The following is a 13680-nucleotide window of genomic DNA, read 5'->3' on the forward strand; positions in this document are numbered from 1 at the left end:
TTGTTATTATTGGACAATGCGTGGTCTGTATTGGATAATTAAGGTTAATAATTACTTAGTTTATATTGAATCTAAATAAATAAGTTATATTTGTCAGACTTAGAATAAAAGAATAAACAACAATATGGCAAAGAAAGGTAACATACAACGCAAGGTATTTACGTTAAAAAATAGAGAGTATATTACTCCTCATTATATTCGTATCACATTAAGTGGAAATGATGTGTCTGACTTTAAAGACACAACTATTGGGGTAAATAATAAGATATTCATCGCACCAAAGGGATGCACTGAGGTGCACTTACCAGAGTTTGACTTCGAAAAAGGAGCTTGGAAACCGATGGAAGAGTCTATTAAACCTTATGTACGTACATATACTCACAGAGGGATTGACTTAGATAAGAACGAACTATATATAGACTTTGTCGCTCACGGTGATGAGGGACCAGCATCTAACTGGGCGATTAACGCACAGATAGGAGATTCATTAGGTGTAGCGATGGGCTGTGATCCTAGTGAACTATATCCTACTGCAGACTGGTATATGCTGGTAGGGGACGGTACGGCTATTCCTGTATTGGGATCTATACTTGAGACATTACCTACTGAGGCGAGAGCGAATGTGGTAATAGAAGTGGAGAGTGCAGAGGATATTCAAGAGCTTTATACTAAAGCACAGGTGAATATAGAATGGATTATTAATCCTACTTCTGGACAAAACTCTACTGTTGCTAAGAGAGTACGTGAAATCGTTGCAGAGCACAATGCTGAGGTATCTAAGTTTGGATACGTAGCTACTGAGTTTGATACAGTAAAAGAATTGAGAAACTTCCTACGTAAAGAATTGAGTTGGACGAAGGATGAGCTTTATGCCTACTCATATTGGAAGTTCGGTAAGGCAGAGTCTGCATCTGAAGCAGATCGTAGAGCAGAAAAGGCAAGTGCAGAATAAGTTTTATGATTTTAAGAAATTAATACTTTTGTGGCTTTAAAGGATTAAAATTTATGAAAAGAACCATTACCATATTGTCACTTGTATTATTTGGTATCACATTAACACAATGTAAGGATAATCAAACACCTACTGTAGAAAGTACAGTGCCTCATATAACAGAAACTGCTCAAGAAGAGCCTAATCAGTTAGCTTTCTTAGGTACTTATCAAGGTGTATATCCTTGGGAAGAAGAAGGTCAGAATATGCAAGTGCTTAACATCACTACTGTCATTAAAGATGGTAACGTATATACATATAAGGTAGTAACAGAAGATGGTGAGCATAATGAAACGGGTGAATGGGAATTAGAAGGTGATAGATTATACTTGAGAGAAGATGAGTACAGTGCTGCTAAGGCATTCTTACTAAGAGGAGGCAAGCTACATTTCTTAGATAGTGAAGGTGATGTAGTGAATGAGAACGAATTAGGCGATTACATCTTAGAGAAGAAATAATAAGTTTTCCATAAATATGACTAGAGAAGACAAGACGGATATATTTCGTTCTTGTCTTTTTTTATGGAGTGAACTGAGGGAGGCATAAGTGTATGAATATAGAAGTAAGTGTAATTATGTGTAAATTAGCTGTGTAAAATAATGATAATGAATAAAGTAATAACGATAGTAGCGATACTATGCACAGTGATAGTATCAGCACAGACTAAGGTAGATAATTCTTTTAAGAAATACGTACCTAAGGGATATAGTCTAAGCGAGACAATGTATGGAGACTTGAATAAGGATAGTCAGGAGGATGTAGTCTTGATTATAAAAGGAACTGATAAAGATATGCTACTGCCAAATCAATGGGATACTGATATAGTAGATAAGAATAGAAGAGGTATTATTATTCTCTTTAAAAAAAGAGATAGTTATGAAGTAGTCGTTAAGAACTATTCGTGCTTTTCATCAGAGAATGAAGACGGAGGAGTATATTATGCTCCCGAATTATATTTTGAAATAAAGAATAGTAAACTTTATATAAATTATGCTCACGGTCGTTATGGATATTGGAGTTATACATTTAGATGTCAGAATGGTGATATGGAGTTAATAGGTTATGATAGTGCTAGTCATTATGGACCAATAGTTCAGTCTGAGAAGAGTATTAATTTCTCTACTAAGAAGCGATTAGATAGAGAGAATATTAATGCGGATAAAGGAGAAGATATGGAGGAGAAGTTTGTGGATACGTGGTCAACTATTGACTTATCACAACTTTTAAAGCTGTCTAAGATTAAAGATTTTGATGAGTTGTATTTTTAAGAGTGAAGATTAACTTAAAACTTGAAGGCTGATAATTAGTGATAGCTATTTTATTGATGATTAATAATATGATACAATTATTTTTAATTCAAAAAAAGTTGTAAAAGATGAGGAATATTAAATAAAGTATTTATATTTGTCGCAAATCAATGAACAAAATGTTTATATCTATCATAAAGAAGGGGAAGAAACAGTACTTACGTCCAACATCGTGAGCAGTCTTCCTATGAATATAAACTAAAATATATTAAAGGGGCTTGTCATCACGACAAGCCCCTTTTTTTTGGTTTAACCCAAAAGTAGATTGTAGTATGGTTTTTGATTTGAAGTAAATAGATTTAATAACAAATTAATTTTATATGAAAGTTTTAAAATTTGGTGGTACTTCAGTAGGAAGTCCAGACAGGATGCAACAGTTGTTGCCGATTATTAATTCACAGCAGAGTGATCGTCATTTAGTAGTTTTATCTGCAGTATCAGGTACTACTAATGCTTTAATAGGAATAGCTGATGCTTATACTAATGGCAAAAAGGAGGAGGCAAAAACACTAATCGATAACCTATACGCTACTTACCAAACTTTCATAAAGCAATTATTTAAAACAGAGGATGGACTGCGGATGGCGACAGACGTAATAGATCATCACTTTAATTTGTTAACGTCATTTAGCAACGATTTATTTACTTCAGTAGAGGAACGCATTACTTTAGCACAAGGTGAATTATTATCTACTACGCTATTTCACTTTTATCTAAAAGAGATAGGTGTGAGTTCTGTACTTCTTCCTGCACTTGATTTTATGCGTATAGACGAAGAGCAAGAGCCTAACTTAGAGTATATCCGTACACAGGGTACTGCATTGTTAGAGCAGCACGCTGATGAGGTATTATTTATTACTCAAGGATATATCTGTCGTAACGCTTATGGTGAGATTGATAACTTAAGACGTGGTGGTTCTGACTATACCGCTTCATTGATAGGTGCCGTACTTCAGGTAGAGGAGATCCAGATCTGGACAGATATAGATGGTTTCCATAATAATGACCCTCGTTATGTACCGAATACTAAGCCTATTGCTAATCTAAGTTTTGATGAGGCAGCGGAGTTAGCATACTTTGGGGCTAAGATATTACACCCACAGAGTGTATTCCCTGCTAAGCGTTTTAATGTACCTGTACGTCTATTAGATACGATGGAACTTAGTGCTCCAGGTACTTTAATCTCTGATCACACACAGAGTAATGATCAGATCGTAGCGATAGCTGCTAAAGATGGTATCACAGCTATACGTATTCATTCATCGCGTATGTTATTAGCCTATGGGTTTTTAAGACGAGTATTTGAGGTATTTGAGCGATATAAAACACCTATAGATATGATTACTACTTCAGAAGTAGCTGTATCATTGACGATAGATAATACACAGCATTTAAAAGAGATTATAGAAGAACTAAACTACTTTGGTAACGTTGAGGTAGACACAGATCAAGCAATTTTATGTATTGTGGGAGATTTTAGAAACAATAAATTAGGACATGCGACGATAGTATCAGAAGCAGTAAAGCATCTGCCAGTACGTATGATATCATATGGTGGAAGTGAGCATAATATCTCAATATTAGTTCCTGCTAATCACAAATTAGAAGCGATGAGATCACTACACAATAGATTGTTTTAACTAAGGATGTAATCATGATGACACAAGATATAATTAAAGAATTAGAGGGATTAGAGACTCCTCTTTATTATTATGATTTACCTCTACTAAGAGAGACTTTATCTGTAGCTAAGAGTGCTGCTGAGCGATTCGGATACCATATACACTACGCTATTAAAGCGAATAATAATCCTCGTATCCTAAGAGAGGTAAGTGCTCATGGGTATGGAGCCGACTGTGTGAGTGGATTAGAGATAGAGCGTTCTATCGCTAATGGTTTCTCAGCGTCAGATGTAGTATTCGCAGGTGTAGGGAAGACAGATAGAGAGATATTAATCGGATTAGAACATCAGATTATGTCTTTTAACGTTGAGTCAGTACAGGAGTTAGAAGTGATAGGAGAGTTGGCTGCTAAACATCAGTTAAAAGGCCGCATAGCCTTGCGTATTAATCCTAATGTAGATGCTAAGACACATCACTATATTACTACTGGACTTGATGAGAATAAGTTCGGTATTATGAAGCATGAGTTGATGAGCTGTATAGAGATTATTAATACGAATGAGTACTTAGAATTGATAGGACTTCACTTTCACGTAGGTTCTCAGATTACGGATCTTAATGTATTTAAGAGTTTATGTTTAAAGGTGAACGAATGGAATACTTGGTTTTATGAGCGAGGATATGATGTGCCTGTGTTAAACCTAGGTGGGGGTTTAGGGATAAACTATATGGAGCCTGATGAAGAAGCGATTGTTAACTTCTCTAATTTCTTTTATTTGTTCCACGAGTTTTTAGAAGTTAGAGCACATCAGCAGATACACTTTGAGTTAGGACGTTCTATTATTGCTAATAGTGGTACATTAGTTAGCCGAGTATTATATATCAAAGAAGGAATCAAGAAAAACTTCGCTATCCTAGATGCTGGTATGACAGAGCTTCTTAGACCTGCATTATATCAAGCATATCACAAAGTAGAGTTATTATCTGATAAACATACAGAAGATACTACGGCTAAAGAAGAGGTGAGGTATGATGTAGTAGGACCTATCTGTGAGAGCAGTGACTGTTTTGGTAAAGATATTATATTACCTAAGTTAAAGAGAGGAAATCTTATCGCAGTCCGATCTGCAGGTGCTTATGGGGAAGTAATGTCGTCTCGTTATAACTTAAGACAAGAGTTGCAATATTTTTTCAAAGAATAACACACGAAATAGTTTCATATTAAGAATAGTTTGTTAAATTTGGTTTCGAACAAAAGAATTATAAATTTTAAAAAAAATACTAGTAATGACATTAGGAGACATTGATGTAGCAGGAGAGTTAATTGATTTAAATTTTCAATTATTAAGAACTCAAATTTTATTAGAGGAAGTTTTAAAACACAATTCAGAAACAATGAAATTGCCTTCACCAGAAGCAATGAATGAGATTAATGAATTTGCTTTAAAATCTATTCAAAAGAAATTTCCAAATATGAACATTGGAAGAAAAGAAGATGAGCCTCAAACTGAACAAGTAGAAGCATAATATAAAAAAAGCCAAGCGATAAGCTTGGCTTTTTTTATACTTTTTATTGGCAATAATCGGCTCCCCAATCTTGGTGACCTCTATTCTTCCAGCACTGATAACTTTCTTTTATACTGATAACTTTATAATTATCTTTCTTCTTTTCGACCGTCATTATTACTTTTAACGCCTTTTTAGAATCATCATTTATACCATCCTCTAATAGAGTTAGGGTATATTTATTAGGGTCATTGGTATTAGCTTTGGTGATGATGTAAGTATAGTTCCCTTCAGCATCTACATCTTCTGGTGCATATTCTTGCATTATCATTTCGATAGAGTTAAGCTTGTGTTCTATAATAGACTTATTAAGAGTATTAATTTGGTCTTGATTTATAATTTTGAACTCTCTATCTTCGGCTGTCATGGAAGTTAATAGATTCGGCTGTTCCATTGGCGCATTGCCAGCAGTAGCACTATTATTACCACACCCCACTGATATGTAAGCAAAAATAAAACCTACTATAACGACTATCTTTTTCATGCTTAATTGATTTTAGCTTTAAACTATGGGTCAAAAGTAATCATTAAGAACTTAAAGTTAGGTTATAATAGGTTAGGATTAATACTAAATAATAGTTAATTATTTAGTGTTTATGTTTTTGATTATCTTATTTTTTTAATCTTTTTTGTATTAAATTCCTATTTCAAATTGCAGTCTAAAGTACCAGTTGTTTTTAGAAGGACCTTGATAAAATTTCTGTTTATCATAAGTTAATTCTGCTTGTAACTTGAAAGTATGCTCCCATAAATACTTGTTTGCACCTAAAGAAAACTGTGTAGTATTTGGCATATTTAGTGTTTCGTATAATTGGTCTTTCATCTTCTGAGTAGAGACTCTTCCAATTACTTCATAGTTACTAGGGAATAAATAACTCAACTGATAATCCATACCTCGACCTGCAAATACTGCTGAAGTACCTATTTTGTTATTAGTCTCATCATATTTATAAGTTATGGCATCATCTAATGTTCTATCCATATATGAGATCATACCAGCCCATCCGTTATACTTTAAGATACCATCTAACATTAGTGAGTTAAAAGATCTTGGATCATTTAGGTTACTACCTGTTTGTCCTTGCGTTTTTTGTGCATTGTTATTGCGATGGAATGTACCAGATAGCATTAGTTTAGGTGTTGCCTCCCTAGCTAAGTCTCCTTCAAAGAAAGCACCATTCTTTGAAAAACTTCCCAAGGGAAATAGCTCAACTCTACCAGTCAATGCATAGCTATCGCTTTCGCTCCCTGAGAAGTTACGTCCACGACCTGTAGATACAGCAGTCTTAATATTATATCCGAACTCATTTTTCTTTTCGTGCAGGTAATAAGCCTGTATACCAAAGTCACGATCTATATTAAACTTTGCGTTATTTATAGAACGATCAGTTAATTGCAATGCTCCAGAAGAGTTAATACGTTGTCTATTTCCAGGTAATTTAGTTTGTCCAAAGATGAAGTTCCAGTTTTCGTTAGGACGGTAAGTCAAGGCAGCATCACGTATGATGTTTATAGGTTCTCCATCTTTAGTTGTTCCCATATCTTTAGGAGCAAAAGATAGTTGAATAACGTAAAGAAACTTAGGGTTACCAACAAAACCATCTAATCTCAAACGAAGCCTTCTAATCTCTCCTTCATAAGTGTTTTTTTCGCCGTCATTCTCATTAAATGTTAATCTGTTTTGCATTCTAAATCGAATGTTTAACTGGAAGATACTATCAGCAGAAGTCATTCCTAGTCCCTTACCATAGCTGTAGTAAGGAAGTTGTTCTAACTTTAATTCATTACTTTTCGTATCATGTTTTAATTCCTGCGCTATCATTAGCGTAGGCAAAAGCAAAAATAAAATGTGTAATAGTTTTTTCATAGTGTGTTGTATTTATTCTGCAAAAATAACATTAGTTTTGCAATTGATTTATGAGCATTATTATTTCAATGTAAATTTAATGTTATCAAAAGGTTAAGTAATAGGATTTTAAAAGAAGTATATGGAATATATAGGGTATCATTTTAATATAGAACCAAGAGAATTAGGTACAGAAATACTTATAGCAGAATTAGGAGAAAAGGCATTTGAGAGTTTTGAAGAGACAGCTACAGGAGTAAGTGCTTATGTGCAGAAAGGAATGTGGACTGAAGATATATTAGAAGATATATTTATTTTGCAATCCGATCAGTTTACTATTACTTATAGAAAAGAGGATATCGAACAAGTAAATTGGAATGAGGAATGGGAGAAAAACTTTGATCCTATTGATGTAGAAGGTATTTGTTATGTAAGAGCTCCGTTTCACGAGAAAACAAGTGCTCAATATGATATCGTAATCGAACCTAAAATGAGCTTTGGAACAGGACATCACGAGACAACATTTATGATGATACGCCAAATCTTAAATAACGATATGCAAGACAAGGAGGTATTAGATATGGGATGTGGTACAGCTATTCTAGCTATATTAGCTGCTATGCGTGGTGCTAAACATGTAGATGCTATCGATATTGACAATTGGTGTTATCAGAATTCTATAGAGAACGCAACTAGAAATAACTGTACTAATATTGACGTGTTTGAAGGAGATGCTTCTATTATTACGACGAAACCTAAGTATGATGTAATTTTAGCGAATATTAACAGAAATATCTTATTAAATGACATGGATAAGTATGTTGCTAGTTTGCATAAAGGTGGAGCTATATACTTCAGTGGATTCTATACAGAAGATATGAATGCAATTAAAAATTGTGCAGATAAAAATGGTTTAGTTTTTGAAAACAACTTTGAAAAGAATAATTGGGTATCTTTGAAGTTCATAAAGGCTTAATTTTTTTAAAAACATTATTAGATATATATTATGAATACACAAGAAAAGATTCAAGAAAAGGTAGATGTAGCAGAGTTATTGAATGGTAATAGTGAAATTATTCTATACAATGATGATGTTAATACATTTGATCACGTTATTGAAACCCTTATCCGTGTATGTGATCATACATCAGAACAGGCTGAGCAATGTGCAATGCTAGTACACTATACTGGTAAATGTACAGTGAAGACTGGAGAGTTTAAAAAGCTTAAATCTCAATGCTTACAGTTACTAGACGCAGGCCTTAGTGCTGAGATTATGTAAGTAGATTAGTGGAAATATTCATAAGAAGGATATTTTAAAATTATAAAAAACAGGTTATTTCCATTAGGAAGTAACCTTTTTTTTGTGTTTTGTTTTGAGTGAGTCCATAGTGAGTCCATAATGAGTCCATAGTGACTCCATTGAAATAAGCTTTTTAATGGAGTCACTATGGATTTATTATGCAGTTAATATACATTAATGTAAAATAAAATAACAACTTCATTAAGAAAAGTGTTTATTAGAACAGATAGTATGGGGATTTTTGGAAAATTGTAATCGTAGAGATAATTTCTGTCTATGTATATAAGGTTTATGTTAGACTTTTTATCCTTTATAATACGAGTGAATTATTTCTAATAGATTAGAAATAATTAGACGAGTGCAAGATAAGGTATTTATATTGAGTATTTAAGATACAGAGTGTATCAGTATGTAATCAGAGTACTATTAGTGTAGAGGTCTGTTAAAATATAAAAGGGCTATCGGTTTAAGATAGCCCTTTAGGGTAATTATTTTTTTTTAAACTTTATACCAATGAAAGTACGAGTAGGGTTACCCCTTTCTACTTTTGTCTGGTTTAGCCACGTATTCTTTTCTTCTAGTTTGACTTCATTTAATGCCATATTCTGAAGCTTTTCTAGTATTCTTTCGGTAGCTAATTTTTTGTTTTGGTGCTGAGATCTGCTATCCATTGCTAGTACAGTAATACCTGTAGGTAGATGAGTAGCTCTCACAGCTGAACTAACTTTATTGACATTTTGTCCGCCAGCTCCCGAACTGCGTACAGCTTGGTATTGAATATCACTGTTGCATATGATAGCATCATTTGCTCTAGTGTTTTCAAAGATACCGATGTACCAATTCTTCCTTTTGTGTTTAGGTCTAAATGGACTTTCACAAATCCACTGTATAGTACCTAACCATGTACTCAAAAAAGTATCAACTTCTTTAGACGTTTCGACGATTTGGATAATGACCGACGCGCCATGTGCGTCGGTATCATCCTGTATTGGATCAACTTTAATATTGGATTTGACTGCGTCGTCTATAAAAAGTTGTGTAATCTTCTCAACGGCAAAATCACACTCCTTGGGACCTCTACCTGCTGTAATCTGAATAAATCTTGCCATAACTACTTATCCATTCTTACAAACTTAGGGGTAAAACTTCCCAATACTTTTACTAATTCACTTTGAGCTTGCATCACGGCATTGATGTCTTTATAAGCCATTGGGGCTTCATCAATACCACCTCCGATGAGCTGAACGCCAGTAGAGCTAAGCTCTTTCTTTATCTCACTCTTTGTAAACTTCTGTTTACATGCCGCACGAGAGTGTAAGCGTCCTGCACCATGAGAAGCTGAATTTAAGCTCTCAGTATTCCCTAGACCTTCGACTATAAAGCCATTTGTAGTCATCGATCCAGGTATAATTCCCAATTGTCCTTTCGCTGCAGGAGTAGCTCCTTTACGGTGAACGATTAGTTCTTTATTATCTATCACCTCTTTCCAAGCGAAGTTATGATGGTTCTCTATGGTAAAAGCAATGTGCTTACCTAATGCTTTTGCAATACGACGATGGATGTCATCGTGACATGCCTTCGCGTAATCACCCGCTAGATTCATTGCTAACCAATATTCTTGGCCATCATGTGTGTTGAGGTCTAACCAAGCTAGATGCTGTGCATTACTTGGTAAAGGACATTGCTTAGTCGCTAAATATGTATAGTGTTTAGCGATATTAGCCCCTAGACCTCTCGATCCACTATGTGAAAGAACTGCAATATATTCTCCCGGTTCTAGTTTCCATTCAGGTTTAGTCTCTGTTAATCTAACGATACCAAACTCTACGAAGTGGTTACCTCCACCAGATGTTCCTAATTGTTTATATGCCTTATCTAATAAACTCTTTACAAAAGGAATGTTCTTAAACTCCTCTCTACTAAAGACTTCATGGTCCGCTTTAATCTTATGTGTGTCATACATACCAAACTTAGTATGTTCTGATAAGATGTTTAGCAACTGATGGTCTTTTCCTTTTAGAAAGTTGGCAGGTAGATTAAATACCGATAGACTCATTCTACAGCCTATATCTACACCTACTCCGTAAGGAATGACTGCATTATCAGTAGCTAGTACACCTCCGATAGGTAGACCATAACCATAATGAGCGTCAGGCATTAATGCGCCCTGTACTGCTACAGGTAATTTTAAAGCAGTATACAGTTGATACTTCGTCTGTTGGTCTATTGCATTTTCCCCATAGATAGAGAATGGTACTCTATTCGTATTGAGTTGATGTTTTTTGACTTCTACTTGCTTTATCATACTCTCTGCTACTTTGCCCCAGATACCGTCTCCCATATAGGATTCAGGATGCTGTAGTACTAATTTAGCTTCTTCTAGTATGCTGTTTTTATTCTCTTTTTTCTTGTATCTATTTACTTGCCCTAAGGCGATGTTTATTGTATTGTTTTGAGGAAAACCTATTTTAATAAAGTCTTTCCCAGAAAGTTTCCTTCCCATGATGTAAAATTTAAATTGACTAAATGTTCAATTGTACTGTCTACAATTGATCTGTTTTTTACTGATGATCTTTAGCATCTATCAGTCAATTCGGGATTTAATGACGTTAAGGGTCCGGAATAAACACAAAAAAAGCCCGAATCAATCTTCGGGCTTTTCTAATATATGTAAAATTGTGATATTTTAAATAAGAGTAGCGCGAAGACACACCCCAGCTATTCTTGCTGATGTGAATGATGTAGAAGTATAATTTAGTACAAACATTGTTCTTCGTTTTTTAATGGTTAAACCTTAATTCGTTGCAAAGATTGCATAAAATATTTGAATTGTGCAAATAACACCTTGTTTTTATTTATACCCTTAAATCCGCAGTTAAATATCTTTGTTTATAAAGGACTTTTTCAGGTCAAATAATCAGTTAATATGGTTGAAAATACTGGCTGTCCGTTGGTGACAATGTATTTTTGAAGGATAGGATAGTTAAATCAACCAATTATAGACACAATAACCTTGTCTCTGTGTACTTAACAAAGACAAGGTTATTTCTTTATTGTTTAAAAATCAGTCGCTTATATTATTTGTAATTTGTCATAATCCTTGGAAGTATACAAGGTTAGTTTATACTGCCTACTCTGTTTAACCCATTTAGAAGGCACACTTATAAAGCTAAATATAAATCTTTTGAGTCTTGAAGTGGGTTTTATATCAGAGAAAACTTTAGAAACTTTGGCAACCATATAGTTGTAAAAGTTTTTAATCATTGCTGTCAATATTAGAAAAACAGTGTTTTTATTCATATCAGAACAAGGCAACCTATTCCATCCAAAATCATTGTTCATTACATCAAATATTTTTTCACTAGCACCTCTTTGATTGTAGTATTGTATCACTTGTAATTCTGTCGATTTATGATCGTTTGTCAGAATAGAACGATAGCTAAAATTATCACCTGTAAATATGTCTAATTGTTGATAATTGCTTTTTTTCTCTCATGATTACTAAGCGATAGTTTTTCTCTTCAAAAAACTGTGTAAACTTTATCGAAGCCACTTGATATTGCTTATAATTTATTTCAACATCTTTCCATTGATCTATTTCTCTTACTTGTTCAGCAACACATTGTGAACGATTGGCACGAATATAAAAAAGTCTACTATTTTTAGCGATAACTTCTATAATGTCCTTGCTATATGAGCCTGCATCCATACGCGATCTATTTACCTTAACTTTATTGTCTTCAAGTAACTTATAAGCTCTTGCTAATGTATTATGTTGGTCAATTTTCACATTTGCATTTCCATCTCGGTTTTCTATATAAACTACTTTATCCCCATAGTTGCAACTCCTGGAAAATATCCTTTAGTCTTCTTATAAGTGTGTTTTGAATCATACTTATTGTGTTCTATAATTTGATTATCATAGTCGAAGTCATAATAATGTTCTGGTAAAAGTTGTTTAGTTTTTAGCAATAACTTAATGTTTAAATCATTCATAGATTTATTGATACTGAAACAATAGTTATTATCTGCCTTTGACTTAATTTGCTCATTATTGACTGATAAATCATTCAATCCTCTAAGTAAAGTAGTGGCACTAACTTTTGTAAAATTGGGATCTTGACTAAGTACATCTCCTAAATGGTTTTGAATATCCTCTGCTACCTTACCTCCACAAAAGAAGATGCCAAACCAATTTAGAAATAAATTACTGTTAGCTAAACCTTTAGAACCACGCTTTTTTAATTGACTATCAATTAATTGAGGTAGCCCTATGTTATTAATTTCTTGAAACACGAAATTTATTCCTCCAAATGGGTTTAGTATCTTAGGACTTTTTATTATCTTGCTCATATCAAATCTCATTAATTTTGTTTGTCAGAATTACTAAATTAAGTGAGTTTTTTGAAAACTAAAAGCGCTGTGTAATTTATTTTACATCAGCGCTTTATATTTTTAATAAGCATTTGATTTAATATGGTTTACTAGGGGCTTGATTTATTGAATTCACCTAAATAGGTGAAGCTGAAGTATTGATTAAAACAATCTAATATATTGGTAATAAATCTGTTATATTTGACCACTGTAGAGCTCCTGCGGATTTAAGGAATTATTTTATTCCTAAAAAAGGATATATTCTTTATAAAGAACAATTTAGTCCTACTAGATCTGGTACAATGACTTTAAAAATTGAGACACCTGAGAATCTGAAAATGGCATTTACGGGGTCTACTGATGGAGCTGCGATTAGAGCTCATATACGTAATATAGCATTGATTTAGCCATTTTCCCCCACTGCTAATGATAAGGTATTAAGTGGTATTATTAAAATCAGACAGTCAGTTATAATACCGCTGTATGGAGCTTTTGGATATGATTCGAATGTTTACTCTATCGTGAATCCTCCAAATAAATCTGTACAGTATTTAGATAAGTCAAGTATTTAGATTTAGAATTTTGGATACAACTACTAATAGCTATAAAAACAATGTAGATCCTTATAATTTAGATATACCTAATGTAGGTAGGTTTGAGTATAGCATTAC

12 protein-coding genes and 1 pseudogene are annotated in these 13680 nt (G+C 33.7%); 8 read left to right on the plus strand and 5 right to left on the minus strand.

Translation table 11 applies throughout. From position 1 onward, the window contains the following. Positions 1 to 124: 124 nt before the first annotated feature. From LNQ81_RS09270 to LNQ81_RS09295, 6 genes are all read left to right on the plus strand, one after another. Positions 125 to 952 carry a siderophore-interacting protein gene (locus LNQ81_RS09270; protein ID WP_229946125.1) on the plus strand — a complete coding sequence of 276 codons (828 nt, stop codon included), beginning with the start codon at positions 125 to 127 and terminating at the stop codon, positions 950 to 952. Positions 953 to 1005: 53 nt separating this feature from the next. Further along, entirely contained in the window at positions 1006 to 1449 is a 444-nt protein-coding gene (locus LNQ81_RS09275) for a hypothetical protein (RefSeq protein WP_229946127.1), read from the plus strand. Between the two features lie 147 nt (positions 1450 to 1596). Continuing rightward, positions 1597 to 2259 carry a hypothetical protein gene (locus LNQ81_RS09280; protein WP_229946129.1) on the plus strand — a complete coding sequence of 221 codons (663 nt, stop codon included), beginning with the start codon at positions 1597 to 1599 and terminating at the stop codon, positions 2257 to 2259. Between the two features lie 359 nt (positions 2260 to 2618). Continuing rightward, positions 2619 to 3938 (plus strand): aspartate kinase, encoded by a 1320-nt coding sequence (locus LNQ81_RS09285; RefSeq protein WP_229946131.1) that lies wholly within the window; start codon positions 2619 to 2621, stop codon positions 3936 to 3938. A gap of 17 nt (positions 3939 to 3955) precedes the next feature. Beyond that, positions 3956 to 5122, plus strand: a complete 1167-nt coding sequence (gene lysA, locus LNQ81_RS09290; protein WP_336245916.1) for a diaminopimelate decarboxylase — start codon at positions 3956 to 3958, stop codon at positions 5120 to 5122. Positions 5123 to 5207: 85 nt separating this feature from the next. Beyond that, the gene (locus LNQ81_RS09295; RefSeq protein ID WP_229946134.1) at positions 5208 to 5447 is read left to right on the plus strand and encodes a hypothetical protein; all 240 of its coding nucleotides are present in this window, start codon (positions 5208 to 5210) and stop codon (positions 5445 to 5447) included. Positions 5448 to 5490: 43 nt separating this feature from the next. Here the strand turns inward: LNQ81_RS09295 and LNQ81_RS09300 are convergent, their stop codons facing one another. Together LNQ81_RS09300 and LNQ81_RS09305 are read right to left on the minus strand one after the other, a co-directional pair. After that, positions 5491 to 5970 carry a hypothetical protein gene (locus LNQ81_RS09300; RefSeq protein ID WP_229946136.1) on the minus strand — a complete coding sequence of 160 codons (480 nt, stop codon included), beginning with the start codon at positions 5968 to 5970 and terminating at the stop codon, positions 5491 to 5493. 150 nt (positions 5971 to 6120) lie between these two features. Beyond that, positions 6121 to 7353, minus strand: a complete 1233-nt coding sequence (locus tag LNQ81_RS09305) for a porin (RefSeq protein WP_229946138.1) — start codon at positions 7351 to 7353, stop codon at positions 6121 to 6123. 121 nt (positions 7354 to 7474) lie between these two features. Between LNQ81_RS09305 and prmA the strand changes: the two genes are divergently transcribed. Both prmA and LNQ81_RS09315 read left to right on the plus strand, forming a co-directional pair. Continuing rightward, the gene (prmA, locus tag LNQ81_RS09310) at positions 7475 to 8308 is read left to right on the plus strand and encodes a 50S ribosomal protein L11 methyltransferase (RefSeq protein ID WP_229946140.1); all 834 of its coding nucleotides are present in this window, start codon (positions 7475 to 7477) and stop codon (positions 8306 to 8308) included. 30 nt (positions 8309 to 8338) lie between these two features. After that, on the plus strand, positions 8339 to 8614 hold the full coding sequence (locus LNQ81_RS09315; RefSeq protein WP_229946141.1) for an ATP-dependent Clp protease adaptor ClpS: 276 nt from the start codon (positions 8339 to 8341) through the stop codon (positions 8612 to 8614). Positions 8615 to 9123: 509 nt separating this feature from the next. Here LNQ81_RS09315 and prfH read toward each other — a convergent pair. The 3 genes and pseudogenes from prfH to LNQ81_RS09330 all read right to left on the minus strand — a co-directional run bounded on the left by prfH (position 9124) and on the right by LNQ81_RS09330 (position 12988). Further along, positions 9124 to 9744: a peptide chain release factor H gene (gene prfH, locus LNQ81_RS09320; protein WP_229946142.1), complete on the minus strand. Its 621-nt coding sequence runs from the start codon at positions 9742 to 9744 to the stop codon at positions 9124 to 9126. A gap of 2 nt (positions 9745 to 9746) precedes the next feature. Next, on the minus strand, positions 9747 to 11138 hold the full coding sequence (locus tag LNQ81_RS09325) for an RtcB family protein (protein WP_229946143.1): 1392 nt from the start codon (positions 11136 to 11138) through the stop codon (positions 9747 to 9749). 569 nt (positions 11139 to 11707) lie between these two features. Further along, positions 11708 to 12988, minus strand: a pseudogene (locus tag LNQ81_RS09330) (IS1380 family transposase). Between the last annotated feature and the right edge of the window lie 692 nt (positions 12989 to 13680).

It is taken from the genome of Myroides oncorhynchi, from assembly GCF_020905415.1.
GTDB lineage: Bacteria > Bacteroidota > Bacteroidia > Flavobacteriales > Flavobacteriaceae > Flavobacterium > Flavobacterium oncorhynchi_A.